The sequence below is a fragment of the Pluralibacter sp. genome (assembly GCF_019237635.1).
Classification (GTDB): Bacteria; Pseudomonadota; Gammaproteobacteria; order Enterobacterales; family Enterobacteriaceae; genus Enterobacter_B.
The window spans coordinates 1-20,909 of the sequence record NZ_JAFAGS010000163.1; the positions used below are offsets into that span (position 1 = coordinate 1).

The window sequence follows — 20,909 nt, forward strand, 5'->3', positions numbered from 1 at the left end:
TCAGCAGCGGCGCCATCAGCTTCACACGCTTGCCGAAAAGTTCGCGCGCCTCGTCGGGAGCCGCCGCAATCATCTCCGCCTGGGAACCACCGTGCATGCGCATCAGCCCGACCCAGCGGTCAAGCCTTCCCGCCAGCCGCTTCTGCAATTTTTCATTGCGCCAGTAGTCGCCTTCCGGCACCTGCCAGCCCATCTCCTCTTTCAGCCACTGCCGCCAGCCTTTCGCCTGCGCTTTTTTCTCCTGACACTGCTGCTGCCAGCAACGGATCAACAGCGTCTGTCGTGCGGCAGCATCGTTTTCCAGTTGGCTAATAACAGGAACTTTTTTGCTCCCCTGCTGGATAATATGCAGCGCCAGAGCATGGAAGGTTTGCGCTGAAATCGCGTCGGTATTGAGACGTTCGCGAATACGCTCGTCCATCTCCTGCGCCGCTTTACGACCGAAAGCCAGCAGCAGGATCTGCTCGGCGGCGGCTTCGCCACGGGCCATCAGCCAGCCCGCCCGCGCCACCAGTACCGACGTTTTTCCGCTTCCAGCCCCCGCCAACACCAGCAGCGATCGCTCACCGTTTACCACCGAACGGGCTTGAGCTGGGTTAAGCGGCGATGATTCAATATGTTCAAAAAACGCCGAGTATTGCGCCAGCATAGTTTCGGTAAATGCCTGGTTATGCTGCAGACGGCTGGCATCCATATCCTGAAGCCAGGCCTGGCACTGTCGCCAGAGCTCACGACAGTTGGCGAAGGTATCAAGACGGCTCGTGGGAATCGGCAGTCCCTCAAGCGCGCTGAGAATGTTTTGGCGCAGGCTGGCGATCGCCTGACGGGTTAACCACTTGCCTTCCGCCGTATGGCGGGCAATTACCGTGAGTTGCTGTTGCAGAAGATCGGCGGCAATCGCGCTCATCTCGTCGCTCCACTGCTGCCAGCGGGTCTGTAGGTGGCGATGAAATCGCTGCGTTTCGGCCCATTCGGTGCCGTGTAAACGCACCACTTTATTCTCGGGCAGCACGAACTCCAGCTCTCCCCAGACAAGCCCCCGCTTACAGTGAATCTCGGTCAACTGATTGAAAGGAATAAGATATTCATGGCGATCGCCAGACACCTTAACACCGGCATTAAGAAGTTCCACGCGATCGTACGGGTGCTGCGCCATGCGCTTGCCCAACGTTGTTGCTTTTAGTTCCATGTCTTGCTAAATCCCGGTTTTATACTTATGTCTGACAGTGTAACCGCCAGATACCAGGTGCTCCAGCCTAAAAAAACGTTACAATTGTCGGGTCTTCTTATTCACTGGACTGAACAGAGGTCGTATGCGTACCGTTCTGAATATTTTGAATTTTGTTTTGGGTGGCTTTGCCACTACGTTGGGGTGGTTGGTCGCAACGGTGGCCAGCGTGATTTTGATTATCACGCTACCACTGTCGCGTTCATGTTGGGAGATAACAAAATTATCGCTGGTGCCTTATGGGAACGAAGCGATTCATGTTGATGAGCTGGAACCTGGTAATAAAAATACGTTGCTCAATGCGGGAGGCACTCTGCTGAACGTGTTGTGGTTTGTGCTGTTCGGCTGGTGGTTGTGTCTGATGCACATATGCACCGGTATCATGCAGTGCATAACGATAATCGGTATCCCGGTCGGCATTGCGAACTTTAAAATCGCCGCCATCGCGCTGTGGCCGGTTGGGCGTCGCGTGGTGTCTGTAGAAGTGGCCCGCGCCGCGCGGGAAGCCAACGCCCGTCGTCGTTTTCAGTGATTGGGACACAGGCTCGCATGCTAAGTCCCGTCATCAGACGTTATACCCGGAACAGCGCCTGGCTGTATAACGTCAGAATTTTTATCGCCCTTTGCGGTACCGTCGCCCTGCCCTGGTGGCTGGGCGAGGTTAAGCTGACTATCCCGCTGACGCTGGGCGTCGTGGCGGCAGCGCTCACCGACCTTGACGATCGCCTCACCGGGCGGTTACGCAATCTGGTGATCACGCTGATCTGTTTTTTCATCGCCTCTTCCTCCGTCGAGCTGCTGTTTCCCTGGCCCTGGGCGTTCGCCCTGGGACTAACGCTCTCGACCAGCGGCTTTATCCTGCTCGGTGGGTTGGGCCAGCGTTACGCCACCATTGCCTTCGGCGCCCTGCTTATCGCGATTTATACGATGCTTGGCGTCTCGCTCTACGACCACTGGTATCAGCAGCCGCTGCTGCTGATTGCCGGTGCGGTCTGGTATAACCTGCTGACGCTGACGGGGCACCTGATTTTTCCCATCCGCCCGTTGCAGGATAACCTCGCCCGCAGCTTTGAACAGTTGGCCCATTATCTTGAGCTGAAATCGCGCCTGTTTGATCCGGATATTGAGGATGAGAGCCAGGCGCCGATGTATGAACTGGCGCTGGCGAATGGACAGTTAGTCGCCACCCTGAATCAGACTAAAACCTCGCTGCTGACCCGCCTGCGCGGCGATCGCGGCCAGCGCGGTACCCGTCGGACGCTGCATTACTATTTTGTCGCCCAGGATATTCACGAGCGCGCCAGTTCATCGCACATCCAGTATCAGATGCTGCGGGACAACTTTCGCTACAGCGACGTGATGTTTCGCTTTCAGCGGCTGATGTCGATGCAGTCGCAGGCGTGTCAGCAACTGGCGAAATCCATTCTGCTGCGTACTCCCTACCAGCACGACGGGCGCTTTGAACGCGTGTTCGCCCACCTTGATGCGGCGCTCGATCGCGTGAAAGCCAGCGGCGCGCCCACCGAACAGATGAAAGCGCTGGGATTTTTGCTCAATAATCTGCGGGCCATCGACGCGATGCTTGCCACGATAGAGTCAGAGCAACAACAGGCGCTGCCGCAAAGCGAAACAGAAACGCTGCTCGCCGACGACAGCCTGCACGGGTTTAGCGATATCCGCTTACGCCTGAGCCGCAACCTCTCCCCGGAGTCGGCGCTGTTTCGCCATGCGGTCAGAATGTCGCTGGTGCTCTGCGCGGGCTATGCCTTCATTCAGTTTACCGGGCTCAATCACGGCTACTGGATCCTGCTGACCAGCCTGTTTGTCTGCCAGCCTAACTACAACGCCACCCGGCACCGCCTGGCGCTGCGTATCGTAGGTACGCTGACAGGCGTTGCGATTGGTCTGCCGGTGCTGCTGCTGGTACCGTCTGTTGAGGGGCAACTACTGCTGATCGTCCTTACCGGCGTGCTGTTCTTTTCGTTTCGCAACGTCCAGTATGCGCATGCGACCATGTTCATCACGTTGCTGGTGCTGCTGTGCTTCAACCTGCTGGGCGAAGGGTTCGAAGTCGCCCTGCCGCGCATCTTCGACACCCTGCTTGGCTGCGCCATCGCCTGGGCTGCCGTCAGCTTTATCTGGCCGGACTGGAAGTTCCGCAACCTACCAAGAGTGCTGGAGCGGGCCATTGACGCGAACTGCCGCTATCTGGACGCGATCCTCGAACAGTATCATCAGGGGCGTGATAACCGCCTGGCATACCGCATCGCCCGTCGCGATGCCTGGAACCGCGATGCGGAAATGGCCTCCGTGGTCTCCAACATGTCAACGGAGCCGCGTATGACGGATGAGATGCGGGAAACCGCGTTCCGTTTGCTGTGCCTCAATCACACGTTTACCAGCTATATCGCGGCGCTGGGCGCCCACCGGGAAAAGCTTGGAAATGCGGAAATCCTGACGCTGCTTGACGATGCCGTCTGCTATGTGGATGACGCCTTTCACCATACCCCGGCAGATGAGCAGCGCGTACAATGCTCGCTATCCGGGCTGATGGAGAGGATCCGTCATCTTGAGCCAAGGGCCGACAGCAAAGAGCCGCTGGTGCTACAGCAGATTGGCCTGATGGTAAGCCTGCTGCCGGAGATTTGCCGTCTGCAGCAGCAGGTGCTTCATCAACCGCGCTAACCTCTCTTCTCCTCCGTCAGCATCTCAGCCCATTCCTGCAGATGCTGACGCCGCTGGTGCGGAATCGCCGCCGCGTGGAGCCCAAGAATTGCGCCTTCCAGAGCAAACAGAACGCTGACGTTTAAATCCTTCCTGATCCTGCGCAGCCGAAACCAGGCAGTGGCGGAACCTAACGCCCGCAGCGTTTGCGGATCGTTGACGCCGGTTTCATGTAGCAGCATCTCCAGTTGGAAAGAGATATTGGGTAAATCCTTCAACCTTCCTGTTCCCCGACGTCGTCGCTTCTCCTGTAGTGCTTCGCCAAGGGCCTGCTTCGACAACTGCAAGAGCAAAGGTCTGTTCAGCCATAATTCGTCATCCACCAGGTAATAGTTCAGGGAGACCCGCCTGCCGCGTTTCGATAACGTTAGCAGCGTCGGCGGATGCGCGACGTGATAGGTTGCGCTTTCCTCGCATACCCTGAGGTAAAGCTCCCCCTCCGCGACCATGGCGAATACCGTGTCGTCGACGGAGAGACTGTACCCGCCAAACAACGCGCGATGGCGAATCTTTCCCAGAGGCGACAAACATTCTTCAGATTCATAGATCCGTTGATAAGATAAATTTTTCATGATTATTCCCTGTAATCATGGACATAGATTTAAAATGTGATAACGGATCCGCTAACAGGGAAAATAAGAAACTTCGGGTACGGGAGCAAGATGAACCTGCAACAGATCACCGTAACCGGACAAATTTGCGAGATCCTTTCAGAAAATGAGGTTGATCTTTGTACTCAGTGGATGTACTGTATATTCATACAGTAACCCACAAGGCGGGATGCACTATGTACACTTCTGGTTATGTTAATCGCTCATCAATGACCCCGGCGTCCACAACAGGTCGCCCCTCTCAGCCCTTTTCAAGCGGGCTGATCAGCGAAGTGCTTTACCGTGAAGACCAGCCAATGATGACGCAGTTGCTGTTGTTGCCGCTGCTGCAGCAACTGGGGCAGCAGGAGCGCTGGCAGCTGTGGTTGACGCCGCAACAGAAGCTAAGCCGCCAGTGGGTTCAGGCGTCCGGATTATCGCTTTCTAAGGTGATGCAGGCAAATCAGATGACGCCAAAGGAAACGCTGGAATCGATGATTCGCGCGTTGCGCACCGGTAACTATAGCGTCGTCATCGGTTGGTTGCCGGAAGCATTGACCGAAGAGGAGCATATTCGCCTCGTCAACGCCGCGGAAGAAGGTAACGCATTGGGGTTTGTTATGCGTCCTGTACGCAACACCTCCCTGCCACCGAGACAATTTTCTAGTGCAAAAATTCACTCAAATGTGTTTCATTGAGTGAATTTAAGATTTTTCCTGGTATTTTTTTTAGACGGTCGATAACCCACTCTTTCTTAGGGTCAATTTTGCGGGAATGCTTGTCTGGCGCGGTTTGCAGCATTTTGCCCCGTCTAAAAAATAAGCACATTTGTTAAATAATGTGTATACAATTCTTTTTTTTTCATATGCCTGACAGACTTCACACTTGTAAGTTTTCAGCTACGTTGTAGACTTTACATCGCCAGGGGTGCTCGGCTGACACTATATATTGGCATAGTTATTAACAAGTCACGCCCCCGGTGAAGGATTTAACCGTGAATTCCTGATGGAGCTTCATGGCGATTTTGGATGATAACGAGGCGCAAAAAATGAAAAAGACAGCTATCGCGATTGCAGTGGCACTGGCTGGCTTCGCTACCGTAGCGCAGGCCGCACCGAAAGATAATACCTGGTATGCAGGTGGTAAACTGGGCTGGTCTCAGTTCCATGATACCGGTTGGTACAACGATGAACTGAACAACAACGGCCCGACTCACAGCAGCCAGGTGGGTGCCGGTGCGTTCGGTGGTTACCAGGTGAACCCGTATGTTGGTTTCGAAATGGGTTATGACTGGCTGGGTCGTATGCCGTACAAAGGCGACGCAGTTAACGGCGCATTCAAAGCTCAGGGCGTTCAGCTGACTGCTAAACTGGGTTACCCGATCACTGACGACCTGGACATCTACACCCGTCTGGGCGGCATGGTATGGCGCGCTGACTCCAGCAACAACATCGCTGGCGACAACCACGACACCGGCGTTTCTCCGCTGGTTGCTGGTGGCGTTGAGTGGGCAATCACCCGTGACATCGCAACTCGTCTGGAATACCAGTGGGTTAACAACATCGGTGACGCAAGTACTGTTGGCGTTCGTCCGGACAACGGCATGCTGAGCCTGGGTGTTTCCTACCGTTTCGGCCAGGGCGAAGTTGCTGCTCCAGTCATCGCTCCGGCTCCGGCTCCGGCTCCAGAAGTACAGACCAAGCACTTCACTCTGAAGTCTGACGTTCTGTTTAACTTCAACAAAGCAACCCTGAAACCGGAAGGTAAGCAGGCACTGGATCAGCTGTACTCCCAGCTGAGCAACCTGGATCCGAAAGACGGTTCCGTCGTTGTTCTGGGCTACACTGACCGCATCGGTTCCGAAGCTTACAACCAGAAACTGTCCACCCAGCGTGCACAGTCTGTTGTAGATTACCTGGTTTCCAAAGGTATCCCGGCTAACAAAATCTCTGCACGTGGCATGGGCAAATCTGACCCGGTTACTGGCAGCACCTGTAACAACGTGAAAGCTCGCGCTGCACTGATCGACTGCCTGGCACCAGATCGTCGCGTAGAGATCGAAGTTAAAGGTATCAAAGACGTTGTAACTCAGCCGCAGGCTTAAGTTTATCGTCTTATAAAAAACCCCGCGCTGCGGGGTTTTTTTATTCTCCAGAACGTAAAGCGCGAAGGCTACTCTTTGCCTAACAGCGCCTGCAAATCCTGCTTCAGGTTGCTCATCTTCGTCGCGTACTTTTCTTTGTTTTCCGCATCTTCAATCAGTTGCACAACGGTTTCGGATAACGTTTTGCCGCGACGCTGCGCCAGCCCCGCCAGCCGTTGCCAGACCATAAACTCCAGGTCGATAGATTTCTTACGCGTATGCTGATGCTCGGCGTTAAAATGCCGCTTACGCCGCGCACGAATGGTCTGCTTCATGCGGTTTTGCAGGTCAGGATTCATATGCTGCTCAATCCAACCATTAACCTGCACGGGTTCATTTTCGAGCGTCAGCAACACATCTACCGCTTCCTGAACAGCGCTGGCCTCAACATAGCGGGTAATCAGCTCACCTTCACGATGCTTCTTTACCAGGTAATTCCACTTCCAGCCGCTTTCAAGGTTTTCCAGTTGTTGATATTTCATTGCGATCTCAATGTGACCGTGTAACTCATTTCAGAATAACAGGTTTTTACCGATGTGCTGAGAAGAAATCACCTTCCGTGCGCAATGCCAGGGAGCGTCTAAAAGATGCCCGCTATTCCCCGTGTGCTCACTGGCAGCATAGGGTATAATCCTTCGCTTTACATCTAACTAAAAAACAGCGACTTTGACCATTACTAAACTTCCCCGACGCGCCCTTATCCCTGATACTGAAGCCTATCAGACGCTGTTTGCGCAGCCCAGTCTGGCTTCGGAACCCGATTCTTTGCTGAGTGACACTCAGGCGCGCTTATTTTACGCGCTGGAGCAATTTCTCCATCCGCAGGCGATCTCCTCATTTCTGCTGGTGAAAGCGCCGGAAGAACCCGACTATTTTCAACTGCTGAATGATGCAACCGTCGCGCTGCGAGAACCCGAGGAAACGCTGACCGGCGTTAATTACCAGATCCAGGGTAAAAACGTGACGATGCAGCCCGCAGAGCAGGCAGGCGATAATTTTGCAAGCCTGGGGCCTGTCATTCACGCCGATTGGGTGGAGGCTGAGCAGCTGTTTGGCTGCGTACGTCAGTTTAATGGTGAAATTAGCCTGCAGCCGGGCCTGGTGCATCAGGCTAACGGCGGCGTGCTGATCCTCTCTCTGCGCGCACTGCTTGCGCAACCGCTGCTCTGGATGCGGCTGAAAAACATCGTCACCCAGCAGCGTTTCCGCTGGCTCTCCTTTGATGACGCGCGTCCCCTGCCCGTCAGTATCCCGGCCATGCCGCTGTCGCTGAAGGTGATGCTGGTCGGCGAACGGGAATCGCTTGCTGATTTCCAGGAAATAGAGCCGGAGCTGTACGACACTATCATCTACAGTGAATATGAAGACAATCTGCAGATTGTTGACGAAGAGACGCAAAAGCTGTGGTGCCAGTGGGTGTGGCATATCGCGCACCAGCAGAATCTGCCGGGGCCTGACGCGTCGGCCTGGCCATTGCTTATCCAGGAAGCCGCGCGTTATACCGGCGATCAGCAAACGCTGCCGCTTTGTCCGCTGTGGATTGGCCGCCAACTGCGTGAAGCGGCCGCCTTTTGCGATACCGGCAGCCTGAACGCCGAGCAGCTTGCGACAATGCTTACTCAGCGCCAGTGGCGCGAGGGGTATCTCGCGGAGCGGATGCAGGATGAAATTCTACTTGAGCAGATCCTCATCGAAACCGACGGTGAACAGGTTGGCCAAATTAATGCGCTGTCTGTCATCGAATTCCCGGGACACCCCCGTGCGTTCGGCGAACCGTCCCGAATCAGCTGTGTGGTCCATATCGGCGACGGTGAATTTATCGATATCGAACGCAAAGCCGAGCTGGGCGGAAACATCCATGCTAAGGGCATGATGATTATGCAGTCGTTCTTGATGGCGGAGCTGGGTCTTGAGCAGCAGATCCCCTTCTCGGCCTCGCTGACGTTTGAGCAGTCCTACAGCGAAGTCGACGGTGATAGCGCCTCCATGGCGGAGCTCTGCGCGCTGATAAGCGCCCTGGCCAATGTTCCGGTGAATCAGAGCATTGCCATTACCGGTTCTGTCGATCAGTTTGGCCGGGCGCAGCCTGTCGGGGGACTGAATGAGAAGATTGAAGGGTTTTTCGCCATCTGCCAGCAGCGCGGTCTGACAGGGAAACAGGGTGTGATAATTCCGTCGGCGAATATTCGTCATCTGAGCCTGGCGCAGGACGTGCAGCAGGCGATAGAGGCTGGCGAGTTCTCGCTCTGGGCGATCGATGATGTTACTGATGCCCTCCCGCTCCTGACCCAACTGGTGTGGGATGGCGAAGGCAAAACGACACTGCTGCAAACTATTCAGGAACGTATCGCGCAGGCAACACAACAGGACGCGCATCATCGCCCCTGGCCGCTGCGCTGGCTAAACTGGTTTAATTCCAACTGATCGGACTTGTTCAGCGTACACGTGTTAGCTATCCTGCGTCGCGAACTCAAAATAAGGCTTACTGAAAACATGGTAGATAAACGCGAATCCTATACAAAAGAAGACCTTCTTGCCTCTGGTCGCGGTGAGCTGTTTGGCGCTAAAGGCCCGCAGCTGCCAGCACCGAACATGTTGATGATGGACCGTGTCGTCAAAATGACGGAAACGGGCGGCAACTTCGATAAGGGCTACGTTGAGGCAGAACTGGATATCAATCCGGACCTGTGGTTCTTCGGTTGTCACTTTATCGGCGATCCGGTCATGCCGGGGTGCCTCGGTCTTGACGCCATGTGGCAGCTGGTAGGTTTCTACCTCGGCTGGCTGGGCGGCGAAGGCAAAGGCCGTGCTCTGGGCGTAGGTGAAGTGAAATTTACCGGCCAGGTTCTGCCGAGCGCGAAGAAAGTGACCTACCGTATTCACTTCAAACGCATCGTTAACCGTCGTCTGATCATGGGTCTGGCCGATGGCGAAGTGCTGGTTGATGGTCGTCTGATCTATACCGCAACCGACCTGAAAGTGGGTCTGTTCCAGGATACTTCCGCGTTCTGATCCCCTCTGTTTTATGCAATGTATACTCTAAATAATTCGAGTTGCAGGAAGGCGGCAAGTTCACGAATCCCCAGGAGCATAGATAACTATGTGACTGGGGTGAGTGAACGTAGCCAACGCACATGCAACTTGAAGTGTGACGAGTATAAACGGCGAAGCCTCCATGTATGGAGGCTTCTTAATTTAAAGAGACAGCATCAGGCGACTACTGCCCTGTCCCCCATGGCTTCTCGCCAGCCTCCCAGCCAATGAGACCTTTGATTTAAGGTCTGGTAAGGACACATTTCTTTCGATCTCCCGGCAATGCCGGCCTGGTAACCACGTTGATGTGCCCGTTCCAGGCGATCTCGTTTTTGTCTCTTCATGCCTCGTTTCCCTCATTTTTAGATCTGGTGGAAAAGAAAACAGTGATTACAAAATATGCAATCACCTATAAGAGATACCGTGAATTGCCGGAATCGTCAATGCGCAAAATTCACGCCATTGTCATATTTGTGAGCTACTCAAAATTTCATTTGTACAAAAAGTGTGAGCTGGCACAGGTAACAACCTGAGCGAAGAAGCAAAAAAAACCGTCGCGGAGCTGCAGTTCGCGACGGTTTTTTCTAACAGATTTTACTTATGGCAGACGATTAATCGACTGGGCAATCGCCGCCGCCTCCTGGCTCCAGGCCTGGGCCAGCGACTTCACCATCGCATCATAGCCATCCTGCTGTTGCTTAAGCTCGATGTGGAATGGACGCTTAATCAGTTGCCCCTGATGCTTCAACAGCCACTCGCCGCTGACGATAACACGCCCGTCATAACGTCCGTGGAAACCGCTGACGTTGACGTTCAGGGTATCCTGGTCGCTGCCAAGCGGCTGTGACGCCACCACCCAGCCCGGCAGTTGGTCGCTGAGGTTAGCCACCAGCGTGGTTCTGAGCTGCTGATCGAGCGGGCTCGCCCACAGGTTGTTAGTGGCTATCACATACTGCACATCGCTGGTCTGATATACCACGCCGTTCCCTGCGAGATAATCAGGAATACTGACCTGTTCAACCCACAGCAGGTGGCTGTTCTGGCTGGCGCTGCTCTGCGCGCCAGCCTGCGGAAGCGGCAGCTGATAGTACGTTTTGCTATCACTGCCGCTGCTGCTGCATGCGGATAACAGGCACGCCACTACCACCGGTAGCCATTTTTTCATTCTTTCGCCCTCTTCGGCTGTGGATCCTTTTTATCCTTCGCTTCGAACACTAGCGCATTGCTCTTATCATTGAGAGTTTTCAGTACTGGCTGCAGCTCGCGCAATACCTGATCAAGGCGCTGCATATCCGCCACCATCTTGTTATAGGCAGCCGAGCCTGGCTGGAAGCCCTGCATACTGCGGTTGAGTTCACGCAGCGTGCTCTGCATATCCGCAGGCAACTGCTGCATTGACTGGCTCGCAGTTATCTTATTCAGGTTATCCAGCGTCGTCTGCATACGCTGCATTGTCTTCTGGCTTTCCGAGAGCGTACTGGTCGCCTGCGTCAGCAGCGGGGTCAACGGCAGGTTATTGATCTTATCCAGCGCTTCCATCAGACGCTGCTGGATCTGCGCCAGACCGCCGCTCACCGTCGGGATAATAACGTATCCGGCAAAGCTTCGGCTGCCCGTCATCGGTTCCGCCTTCGGATAGAAGTCCAGATCGATATACAGCGCGCCGGTCACAATGTTGCCGGTTTTCAGCGAGGCGCGCAGACCGCGGCCCAGCAACTCATTCAGATGTACGCCGACATCAGTATCTTCGCCCAGTTGCGCCTTAAGCCGCTCCGGCTCAATGCGGATAAGCACCGGGATCCGGTAGTCGTCATTCAGTTTCTGACGCATTCCCGGCGGGAAGAACGGCACTTTATCTACAGTCCCCAGACGAATGCCGCGGAACTCAACCGGCGCGCCCGGCTGCAGCCCGCGGATGGAATCTTTAAAGAACGTCAGGTAATCGATATGATCGGTGTACAGCGAATCGGCAATGCTCTTCTGGTCATCATAGAGCGTAAACTCCGTCTTCTCCGCAACCGGCTGGCCCAGTTCAAGACCTTGAGGAATATCAAAGCTCACGCCGCCGCCGAACAGGGTAGAAAGCGAACCCATTTCGACCCGCATCCCGGCGGAGGTTAAATCCACCGCAATCCCGCTGTCCTTCCAGAAACGCACATTCGTCGTCACCAGACGGTCGTTCGGCGCATTGATAAACAGCTGGTAGCTGATGGTTCTTTTCTTCGGATCGAAGGTGCTGGTCTCAACAGACCCTACGCGATAGCCACGGAAAAGCACCGGATCGCCAGGGGAAAGCTGTCCTGCCTTGTTGCTCTCCAGCAACACGCGGATCCCTTTCGCATCCGGCGGCGCCAGCGGCGGCGCATCCAGCAGCTGATAGCGGCCCGGCCTGGACCCCTTAACCCCCGGCTGTAGCTCAATATAGGCGCCGGAAAGCAGCGTTCCGAGGCCGCTGATGCCCTCACGGCCAACCTGCGGTTTGACGACCCAGAACACGGAGTCTTTGTGCAGCAGCTTCTCCATCCCGGAATTCAGCCGCGCCTTGATCTCAACGTGCGTCAGATCGTCCGTCAGCATTGTGCTCTCCACCACGCCTACGTCCACGCTGCGGCTCTTAATTCGGGTTTTCCCCCCCTCAATACCTTCCGCATTGGTGGTGATAAGCGTCACCTCCGGTCCCTGGTGGCTGTAGTGGTAAAAGAGGATCCACGCCCCAATGAGCGCCGTAACGATGGGAAAGATCCACACCGGCGACCAGTTTTTCACCTTTTGCACCCTGGCCTCTCCACTCTTATTTTCCATGTTGTTGTGTTTCCTCATGGTTTGACTCTGGCTCGCGGTCCCACAGTAAGCGGGGATCAAAGGTCATTGCCGAGAACATCGTCATCACGACCACCAGCGCAAACATCACCGCGCCCATTGCCGGATAGATATTCATCAGCCCTCCCATGCGCACCAGCGCCGAAAGCACAGCGATGACAAAGACATCAATCATTGACCAACGGCCAACGAACTCCACTACTTCGTAAATCAGATGCATACGCTCGCTGTCGTGCGGGCCATTGCCGTTGGCATTCCAGCACAGCCAGCCAATGGCGAGCATTTTGAGCGTCGGAACCATAATACTGGCGATAAATATCACCAACGCCACCGGATACGATCCTTCGCTCCACAGCAGAATAACCCCGGCGATGATCGTGGAAGGCAGCTGGTTGCCCAACAGATCGGTAATCATAATCGGCATGATATTCGCGGGCAGATACAGGATGATGGAGGTCACCAGCAGCGCCATCGTCCATTGCAGACTGTGCTTACGCCGGGCGGTACCTTTCGTCTGGCAGCGAGGGCAAACGCCATTTTCCACTGGCAATATCGCCGTACAGCAGGGACAAGAACGCAACCCCTGACGCAGCCCGGAAACCCCGATGCGTAATGGCTGTTTGATGGCAGGCATCGGCGCGATATCGTCCCACAACCAGCGGCGATCCACGCACTGAAAGGCCCGCAGCTGAAGCAGACAAAACAGGCACCAGGGCGCAAAGCTACTGCCGACGCCAATGTCCCCGTAGGCCATCAGCTTCACGAAACTGACCAGCACCCCAGCAAGGAAGATTTCCGCCATACCCCAGGTTTTAAGCTGAAACAGGATGCGGGCCAGGACGATTTGCACTTTTTGCGGCAAGGGAGCTCTGTTCACCAGCAACAGAATGGTGAGCAGACAGAATGCCGGAACCAGCTGCACAAACAGCATAAAGAAGGAGCCGAGGCTGGCGTAGTCCTCGGTAAAGAGCACGTTCGGGATCTCCAGCAGCTCGATTTCACTGTGGATACCCCCAACGTTCATACTCACAAAGGGAAAGAGGTTCGCCAGCACCAGCATAAACAGCGCCACCAGCGCATAGGCAGTGGGACGCTGCCTTGGCACGTCCCACTCGGTGGTCAGCGTAGTGCCACAACGCGGGCACGACGCTTTATGTCGGTGTTCAAGGTGCGGTAAGGCCACCAGCAGATCGCACTGCGGGCACAGAATATGCCGCGCTGCATGATGTTGTTCGCACATGAACTACGTCCTCTGATTAGCCGCCGTTTTTTAACGCTTCCAGGTATTCCCAGCGCTCGAAAGCCTCTTCCAGCGCCTGCTCCGCCGCGGCCATGTCGGCAAGCACTTTTTGCGTCTGGTCGTGAGGCTGATTGAAGAACGCAGGATCCGCTACCTGTGCCTGCAGACTTTCGAGGTTTGCTTCCAGTTCCTCAAGCCGTTGAGGCAACTGCTCTAATTCGCGCTGCAGGTTATAGCTTAGTTTGTTACTTGCCCGTTTGACAGTTCCTGCTTTCGGTTGTTCTGTTACAGAATCATTCTTCACAACCGCCGGTTTTTTAAACTGAGACTGCGTCTGCTGACCGCGTGCATCGTGGTAGCCGCCGACGTACTGACCGATTCGCCCTTCGCCTTCGAAAATCCAGCATTCGGTCACAGTATTATCGACGAACTGACGATCGTGGCTGACCAGCAACACCGTCCCCTGATAGCTATCAACCAGCTCTTCCAGCAGCTCAAGCGTTTCGACGTCGAGATCGTTTGTTGGTTCATCGAGGATTAGCAGGTTGCTGGGCTTGAGGAACAAGCGTGCCAGCAGCAGGCGGTTGCGCTCCCCGCCCGAAAGCGCGCGCACTGGCGTCATCGCCCGTTTAGGGTGGAACAGGAAGTCCTGCAGATAACCCAGCACATGGCGGGGTTTACCGTTGACCATCACTTCCTGTTTGCCTTCCGCCAGGTTGTCCATCACCGTTTTTTCCGGGTCGAGCTCTGCGCGATGCTGGTCGAAGTAGGCGACCTCAAGCTTAGTGCCGACATGGATACGGCCGCTGTCGGCCTGCAGTTGACCGAGCATCAGCTTCAGCAGCGTGGTTTTCCCGCAGCCGTTAGGGCCAATCAGCGCAATTTTATCGCCGCGCTGCACCTGGGCGGAGAAGTCCTTCACCAGCACTTTGCCGTCTACCTGATAATGGACATTTTCCATTTCAAAGACGATTTTTCCGGAGCGGCTCGCCTCTTCGACCTGCATTCTCGCACTGCCCATCACGTCACGACGCTCGCTGCGTTCGCGGCGCATCGCTTTCAGGGCGCGCACGCGGCCTTCATTGCGGGTACGACGGGCCTTAATGCCCTGGCGGATCCATACCTCTTCCTGGGCCAGCTTGCGGTCAAATTCCGCGTTTTGCAGCTCTTCGACACGCAGGTTTTCTTCTTTTTCCAGCAGATAGGTATCGTAATCGCCAGGGTAGGTCACCAGCTTGCCGCGATCGAGGTCGACAATTCGCGTCGCCATGTTGCGGATAAACGAACGGTCGTGGGAGATAAAGATAATGGTGCCGCCGAAGTTTTTCAGGAACCCTTCCAGCCAGTCGATGGTTTCAATATCGAGGTGGTTGGTCGGTTCATCGAGCAACAGCACCTTCGGACCGCTCACCAGCGCGCGGCCGAGCGCCGCCTTACGCAGCCAGCCGCCGGAGAGCGAGGCCAGCGGCGTATCCGCCTCAAGGCCCAGTTGCGCCAGCACTTCGTTGATCCGGTTTTCCAACTGCCATAAGCCGTGGTGATCCAGCAGTTCCTGGACGCGCGCCATTTCGTTGAGGTTTTTATCGCTTGGATCCGTCATCACCAGATGCGAGATTTCATGGTAACGCTTGAGGTATTCCGCTTGCTCCTCAATGCCTTCGGCCACAAAATCATAGACGCTGCCGGCGATGTTACGCGGCGGATCCTGTTGCAGACGCGCGACCACCAAATCCTGTTCGTAAACGATGCGGCCATCATCCAGCCCCTGTTCACGATTGAGGATCTTCATCAGCGTCGATTTACCGGCGCCGTTACGGCCAACCAGACAGACGCGCTCATTATCTTCGATATGCAGTTCAGCATTATCCAGAAGCGGCGCATCGCTGAACGACAGCCATGCGCCATGCATACTAATTAAAGACATCTATTCTTTCCTTCAGGCGGCTGTAATCAGCCAGCAGTTGTGGATCTGACCGTTGCGCGCAAAATCCGGAGAAAGCGTTTTTTGCGTAATTTCTTGTGCTTTCAGCCCCAGTTTCGCCAGCCCGTCGTGATCGATGCGGAAACCGCGCTTGTTGTTGGAGAACATGATGGTGCCCCCTTTGCGCAGCAGGCGTTTGAGGTCGGTCATCAGATTCAGGTGATCGCGCTGCACGTCAAACGTATCCGCCATACGCTTGGAGTTAGAGAAGGTCGGCGGGTCGATAAAAATCAGGTCAAACTGCTCGTCAGTTTCACGCAGCCAGCCCAGTACGTCGGCCTGCAGCAGGCGATGCCCGCGCCCCGTCAGGCCGTTCAGGCGCAGGTTACGCTCGGCCCACTCCAGGTAAGTACGCGACATGTCGACGGTAGTCGTACTGCGCGCGCCGCCGAGCCCGGCATGCACGCTGGCACTGCCGGTATAGGAGAACAGGTTAAGAAAATCTTTCCCCTTGCTCATCTGGCCCAGCATATGGCGGGCGATACGGTGATCGAGGAACAGACCCGTATCCAGATAGTCGGTCAGGTTGACCCACAGGCGGGCGTTGTATTCGCTCACCTGCATGAAATCCCCCTTCTCGCTCATTTTCTGGTACTGATTTTTCCCTTTCTGACGCTCGCGGGTTTTCAGCACCAGCTTATTCGGCGCAATCCCCAGTACGGAAATGGTGGCGGCGATGACGTCAAACAGACGCTGGCGCGCTTTGGTGGCATCAATGGATTTCGGCGGCGCATATTCCTGAATCACCACCCAGTCAGCATAGCGGTCCACCGCCACGTTGTACTCGGGTAAATCGGCGTCGTACAGGCGGTAGCACTCAACCCCTTCCTGACGCGCCCATTTCTCGAATTTCTTCAGATTTTTACGCAGACGGTTGGCATAATCGTCCGCCAGCATCACCGGCGCCGCGCCATCGTTTTCCGCCAGGTGATAGTTTTTCTGCACGCAGTCCAGCGGGCCGTTTTTGGCTTTAAACTGACGCTCGGCGCGCAATTGCAGGCAGCTTAGCAGCTCCGGCGAGGCGCTGAACATCGACAGATTCCAGCCGCCAAACTGGGTTTTCATAATGCGTCCGAGCAGGTTATGCAGAGCGATCAACGACGGTTCGCTTTCCAGACGTTCACCGTACGGCGGGTTGCTGATGACCGTCCCGTATGGCCCTTTCGGCAACGGATTTGACAGCTGGGCGACGTCCTTAACCTCAAATTGAATCAACTCTGCAACGCCCGCGCGACGGGCGTTGCTGCGGGCGCGTTCAATGACCCGGCCGTCGATATCAGAGCCAAAGAAGCGCGATTCATAGGCCGCCAGTCCCTGACGCGCACGGGTCTGCGCGTCGGCTTTTACCTCGGCCCAGACCGCTTCGTCGTGCTGCGCCCAGCCGCTAAAGCCCCACTGGCCGCGATGCAGTCCTGGCGCGCGATCGGTCGCCCACATCGCCGCTTCAATCAGCAACGTTCCGGAGCCGCACATAGGGTCAAGCAGCAGTGTGCCCGGCTGCCAGCCGGAACGCATTACGATAGCGGCGGCCAGATTTTCTTTGATCGGCGCAATACCGGTACGATCGCGATAGCCGCGCAGATGCAAACCGTCGCCGCTCAGATCGAGCGAAATATGCGCGATTTCTTTATTCAGGCGTACGTTGATGCGTAGATCAGGATTCTCGCGATCGACGCTCGGGCGCGGCAAGTTTTTACGGGTGAACGCGTCGACAATCGCGTCTTTCACCTTCATCGCACCATACTGGCTGTTGCGGATCTCTTCGTTCAACCCGCTGAAGCTGACGGCAAACGTCGCGCCAGGGTTAAACATCTCTGTCCATCTGATGGCCTGCACGCCGAGGTAGAGGTCGAGGTCGCTGTAGACCTTACACTCCCCCAACGGCATCATGATGCGCGACGCCAGGCGGCTCCACATCAGACTCCGGTACAGCAGCCGCGTGTCCCCCTGAAAATGGACACCGCCCTGAACGACCTGGCACTCAGATGCGCCTAGGCCTTCAAGTTCAGTTTTTAACAGCTCTTCCAGCCCGCGGGCCGTACTGGCAAACAGAGAATTCATATCGTCACTTCGTTACTCAAATAAAATTGTTGCGCATTATAGCCAATCCGGACTTCATATCATAAAGTTGAGGGCTAATTTTTTTTAGCGCAGGGGGAAGTGGAATGGCGACGTTATCACGGTTATTTATACATCCAGTAAAATCCATGCGTGGTATCGGCCTCACACATGTGCTGGCAGACGTCAGCGGTCTGGCCTTTGACCGCATTTTTATGGTCACCGAAACTGATGGCACCTTTATTACCGCTCGTCAGTTTCCACAGATGGTGCGCTTCACCCCCGTCCCGGTACATGACGGTCTCCACCTGACCGCGCCGGATGGCAGCAGCGCGCTGGTGCGCTTTACCGATTTCACTCGCCCGCCTGAGCCAACGGAAGTCTGGGGCAACCATTTCACCGCGTTGGTCGCGCCAGACGTGATTAACCGCTGGCTGTCGGGCTTTTTTAACCGCAACGTTCAGCTTCGCTGGGTCGGACCGGAATTAACCCGTCGGGTCAAACGCCACGATGCCGTTCCCCTCGCCTTTGCCGATGGTTTCCCCTATTTGCTGACCAACGATGCCTCCCTGCGCGATTTGCAGCAACGCTGCCCGGCGGGCGTGCAGATGGAACAGTTTCGCCCCAACCTCGTCGTTACCGGCGTTCCCGCCTGGGCGGAAGACAGCTGGAAGGTGATTCGCATCGGCGAGGTTATTTTCGACGTCGTTAAACCTTGCAGCCGCTGCATTTTCACCACCGTCAGCCCCGAGCGTGGACAGAAACACCCGTCCGGCGAGCCGTTAGCCACGCTGCAAAAATTCCGCACCGCGCTGGATAATGGCGACGTCGACTTCGGTCAGAATCTGATTGCGCGCAACAGCGGCGTAGTGCGCGTCGGGGATGATGTTGAAATTCTCGCCGCCGGCCCGGCGAAAACCTATGGCGCTGGTGCCAGCGATAACGCTGAGCCTCAGGAGACGCATCCGAATGCCGTTGTCGATATCGACTGGCAGGGCGAGATGTTCCGCGGTAATAACCAGCAGGTTCTGCTGGAACAGCTTGAACAACAGGGGATTCGCGTGCCTTACTCCTGCCGCGCGGGGATATGCGGAAGCTGCCGCATTACGTTGCTGGAGGGGGAAGTCAGCGCGCTGAAAAAAAGCGCAGTTGGCGAGGACGGAACCATCCTCTGTTGTAGCTGCGTACCGAAAACGGCATTACGCCTGACGCGCTAAACGGCCTGTTCGAAACGGTAGCTTGCCTGCGGTACCTGCGGCTGCAGGCGATCGTTCATCACTTTAATCGCATCGCCGAGCTGCATCGTACGGCCCGCCAGCTGCAACCCCGGCTGCGCCAGCAGGCAAAGCGCGGCGTTGTCGCCGGTTTCCACGACCAGCAGATTGACCTTATCACCGCTGTCGCTGAGCCATACCGCCGCCGCATCTCCGGTAGATGGCTGCCAGTCATCGGCATGTGCGACAAAATGCCAGCTTTTTGGCATTTGCGGTTTCAGAAAACGAACCGCCACCAGCGCGTTCAGCACCAGTTCGGCACGGTGCTCTTTGGATAATTCCAAATCGCGGCATTTTTCTTCAAAGGAGAAGTAGAGGGCGGCATCGTCAACGCAAAAGCCTGAAGGGTCAAACGCATCCGGCGTCAGCATTCGGCGGGCAAAACGCGAACGAAACAACATGCCATTGGCTAAATCGAGCATCATTCGGTCATGCTCTTCATCAAAATACCAGCGCCAGTTATCGTCAGGTTTAATTCGCATTTCTCTCCCCCGTTCATTCAAGCATCCAGATGCTCGCGTGTCCGTTCCCGCTTCGTTTATTGCTAAAATAATAAAAGACCATAATGTTTAAATAAGCAACAGTGAGGGAATATAAAACAACCAGGGCAGGAAATAAAGCCCTGGTTGTCAATTGCGAGGGAAAGATTAGATGTGCGTGACGATTTCTTTAATCAGCGGCGGACCTTTAAAAATAAATCCAGAATAAATCTGCACCAGCGTTGCGCCAGCAGCCAACTTCTCCCGCGCGGCAATCACCGAGTCAATGCCGCCCACGCCAATTATCGGTAAACGGCCATTTAATTCTGTCGACAGCAAACGAATAATTTCTGTACTTTTCAGTTGCAGAGGACGACCGCTTAAGCCACCGGTTTCATCACAGTGTTTCATTCCCTGGACGAGGGAACGATCGAGCGTCGTATTGGTCGCAATGACGCCATCGATATTATGGCGAACTAAACTATCAGCCACCTGGATCAATTCTTCAGGTAAAAGATCCGGCGCGATCTTAACCGCCACCGGAACATATTTATGATGCTTCGCCTGCAGCTCACTTTGCTTATTTTTTATCGCCGACAACAAATCATCCAGCGCTTCGCCATATTGTAGCGTACGCAGGCCCGGGGTATTCGGCGATGAAATATTAATCGCAATATAACCGGCATAGGCATAGACTTTTTCCATACAAATCAGATAGTCATCTTTACCCTGTTCAACTGGCGTGTCTTTATTTTTGCCAATATTAATGCCGAGAATACCGTCAAAATGCGCCTTTTTAACGTTCTCGACCAGGTTATCAACCCCATGGTTATTAAACCCCATTCGGTTGATAAGCCCTTCTGCATCCACCAGGCGGAAGATTCTCGGTTTGTCGTTACCTGGCTGTGGGCGCGGCGTGACGGTACCTATCTCAATGGATCCAAATCCCATTGCGCCAAGCGCATCAATGCACTCGCCGTTCTTATCCAGACCTGCCGCCAGACCCAGCGGATTTTTAAAGGTCAGTCCCATGCACGTCACCGGCTTCGATGGCACCTTCTGGCGCACCAGCGCCTCAAGAGGCGTACCGGTAACACGGCGTAATTGCTGGAATGTCAATTCATGAGCGCGCTCTGGGTCGAGCTGGAAAAGGGCTTTACGAACGAAGGGGTAGTACATGAACTCTCCTGGATTCCCGGTGTGCAAACCGGGGGCGTATTATGTTCTATCCAGAGCAGAAAGGGAATTGACCTGCGGCAAAAAAAACGTAGTAAGGCAACCGTTGTCCCTCAACGTTTACGCATAACGAAAAAACAAACCTCTCTCCATCAGGAGAGAG

At 55.2% G+C, this 20,909-nt stretch carries 18 protein-coding genes; 7 read left to right on the forward strand and 11 right to left on the reverse strand.

Features of this window, described 5'->3' with window-relative positions:
• Positions 1-1,189 (reverse strand): DNA helicase IV (gene helD / locus JO226_RS19265; RefSeq protein ID WP_296406393.1); only part of this gene is annotated, 1,189 nt, incomplete at its 3' end.
• Between the two features lie 124 nt (positions 1,190-1,313).
• Here helD and JO226_RS19270 point away from each other — a divergent pair.
• Positions 1,314-1,760 carry a YccF domain-containing protein gene (locus JO226_RS19270; RefSeq protein ID WP_296406395.1) on the forward strand — a complete coding sequence of 149 codons (447 nt, stop codon included), beginning with the start codon at positions 1,314-1,316 and terminating at the stop codon, positions 1,758-1,760.
• A 17-nt stretch (positions 1,761-1,777) separates the two neighbouring features.
• Positions 1,778-3,913, forward strand: coding sequence for a YccS family putative transporter (gene yccS, locus JO226_RS19275; protein WP_296406397.1), 2,136 nt, complete (start codon positions 1,778-1,780; stop codon positions 3,911-3,913).
• On the opposite strand, the gene JO226_RS19280 is transcribed toward yccS, so the two are convergent.
• On the reverse strand, positions 3,910-4,524 hold the full coding sequence (locus JO226_RS19280) for a TfoX/Sxy family DNA transformation protein (protein ID WP_296406399.1): 615 nt from the start codon (positions 4,522-4,524) through the stop codon (positions 3,910-3,912). The two genes, yccS and JO226_RS19280, sit on opposite strands and share 4 nt — an antisense overlap.
• Before the next feature lie 215 nt (positions 4,525-4,739).
• Here JO226_RS19280 and sulA point away from each other — a divergent pair, with 215 nt between their 5' ends.
• Both sulA and ompA read left to right on the forward strand, forming a co-directional pair.
• On the forward strand, positions 4,740-5,240 hold the full coding sequence (gene sulA, locus JO226_RS19285) for an SOS-induced cell division inhibitor SulA (RefSeq protein ID WP_296406401.1): 501 nt from the start codon (positions 4,740-4,742) through the stop codon (positions 5,238-5,240).
• 350 nt (positions 5,241-5,590) lie between these two features.
• Positions 5,591-6,646: a porin OmpA gene (ompA, locus tag JO226_RS19290; protein ID WP_296406403.1), complete on the forward strand. Its 1,056-nt coding sequence runs from the start codon at positions 5,591-5,593 to the stop codon at positions 6,644-6,646.
• Between the two features lie 68 nt (positions 6,647-6,714).
• Here the strand turns inward: ompA and matP are convergent, their stop codons facing one another.
• Positions 6,715-7,167, reverse strand: a complete 453-nt coding sequence (gene matP / locus JO226_RS19295; RefSeq protein ID WP_296406405.1) for a macrodomain Ter protein MatP — start codon at positions 7,165-7,167, stop codon at positions 6,715-6,717.
• A 184-nt stretch (positions 7,168-7,351) separates the two neighbouring features.
• Between matP and JO226_RS19300 the strand changes: the two genes are divergently transcribed.
• Both JO226_RS19300 and fabA read left to right on the forward strand, forming a co-directional pair.
• On the forward strand, positions 7,352-9,109 hold the full coding sequence (locus JO226_RS19300) for a Lon protease family protein (protein ID WP_296406407.1): 1,758 nt from the start codon (positions 7,352-7,354) through the stop codon (positions 9,107-9,109).
• Positions 9,110-9,178: 69 nt separating this feature from the next.
• Entirely contained in the window at positions 9,179-9,697 is a 519-nt protein-coding gene (gene fabA, locus JO226_RS19305; protein ID WP_013366824.1) for a bifunctional 3-hydroxydecanoyl-ACP dehydratase/trans-2-decenoyl-ACP isomerase, read from the forward strand.
• A gap of 197 nt (positions 9,698-9,894) precedes the next feature.
• Here fabA and rmf read toward each other — a convergent pair whose 3' ends face one another.
• The 6 genes from rmf to rlmKL form a co-directional block, all read right to left on the reverse strand.
• Positions 9,895-10,062 (reverse strand): ribosome modulation factor, encoded by a 168-nt coding sequence (gene rmf / locus JO226_RS19310; protein WP_296406409.1) that lies wholly within the window; start codon positions 10,060-10,062, stop codon positions 9,895-9,897.
• Between the two features lie 254 nt (positions 10,063-10,316).
• The gene (gene pqiC / locus JO226_RS19315) at positions 10,317-10,883 is read right to left on the reverse strand and encodes a membrane integrity-associated transporter subunit PqiC (protein ID WP_296406411.1); all 567 of its coding nucleotides are present in this window, start codon (positions 10,881-10,883) and stop codon (positions 10,317-10,319) included.
• Entirely contained in the window at positions 10,880-12,520 is a 1,641-nt protein-coding gene (gene pqiB / locus JO226_RS19320) for an intermembrane transport protein PqiB (protein WP_296406413.1), read from the reverse strand. The genes pqiC and pqiB overlap by 4 nt, the downstream gene beginning before the upstream one ends.
• Positions 12,510-13,778: a membrane integrity-associated transporter subunit PqiA gene (gene pqiA / locus JO226_RS19325; RefSeq protein WP_296406415.1), complete on the reverse strand. Its 1,269-nt coding sequence runs from the start codon at positions 13,776-13,778 to the stop codon at positions 12,510-12,512. The genes pqiB and pqiA overlap by 11 nt, the downstream gene beginning before the upstream one ends.
• 16 nt (positions 13,779-13,794) lie before the next feature.
• Complete coding sequence (locus JO226_RS19330; protein ID WP_296406417.1) at positions 13,795-15,702, reverse strand: ABC transporter ATP-binding protein; 1,908 nt, start codon at positions 15,700-15,702, stop codon at positions 13,795-13,797.
• Positions 15,703-15,714: 12 nt separating this feature from the next.
• Positions 15,715-17,820 (reverse strand): bifunctional 23S rRNA (guanine(2069)-N(7))-methyltransferase RlmK/23S rRNA (guanine(2445)-N(2))-methyltransferase RlmL, encoded by a 2,106-nt coding sequence (gene rlmKL, locus JO226_RS19335; protein WP_296406419.1) that lies wholly within the window; start codon positions 17,818-17,820, stop codon positions 15,715-15,717.
• A 104-nt stretch (positions 17,821-17,924) separates the two neighbouring features.
• Between rlmKL and JO226_RS19340 the strand changes: the two genes are divergently transcribed.
• Positions 17,925-19,034 (forward strand): YcbX family protein, encoded by a 1,110-nt coding sequence (locus JO226_RS19340; protein WP_296406421.1) that lies wholly within the window; start codon positions 17,925-17,927, stop codon positions 19,032-19,034.
• Here JO226_RS19340 and zapC read toward each other — a convergent pair.
• Positions 19,031-19,573 (reverse strand): cell division protein ZapC, encoded by a 543-nt coding sequence (zapC, locus tag JO226_RS19345; RefSeq protein WP_296406423.1) that lies wholly within the window; start codon positions 19,571-19,573, stop codon positions 19,031-19,033. The two genes, JO226_RS19340 and zapC, sit on opposite strands and share 4 nt — an antisense overlap.
• A gap of 165 nt (positions 19,574-19,738) precedes the next feature.
• Positions 19,739-20,749 (reverse strand): quinone-dependent dihydroorotate dehydrogenase, encoded by a 1,011-nt coding sequence (gene pyrD, locus JO226_RS19350; protein ID WP_296406425.1) that lies wholly within the window; start codon positions 20,747-20,749, stop codon positions 19,739-19,741.
• Positions 20,750-20,909 lie beyond the last annotated feature (160 nt).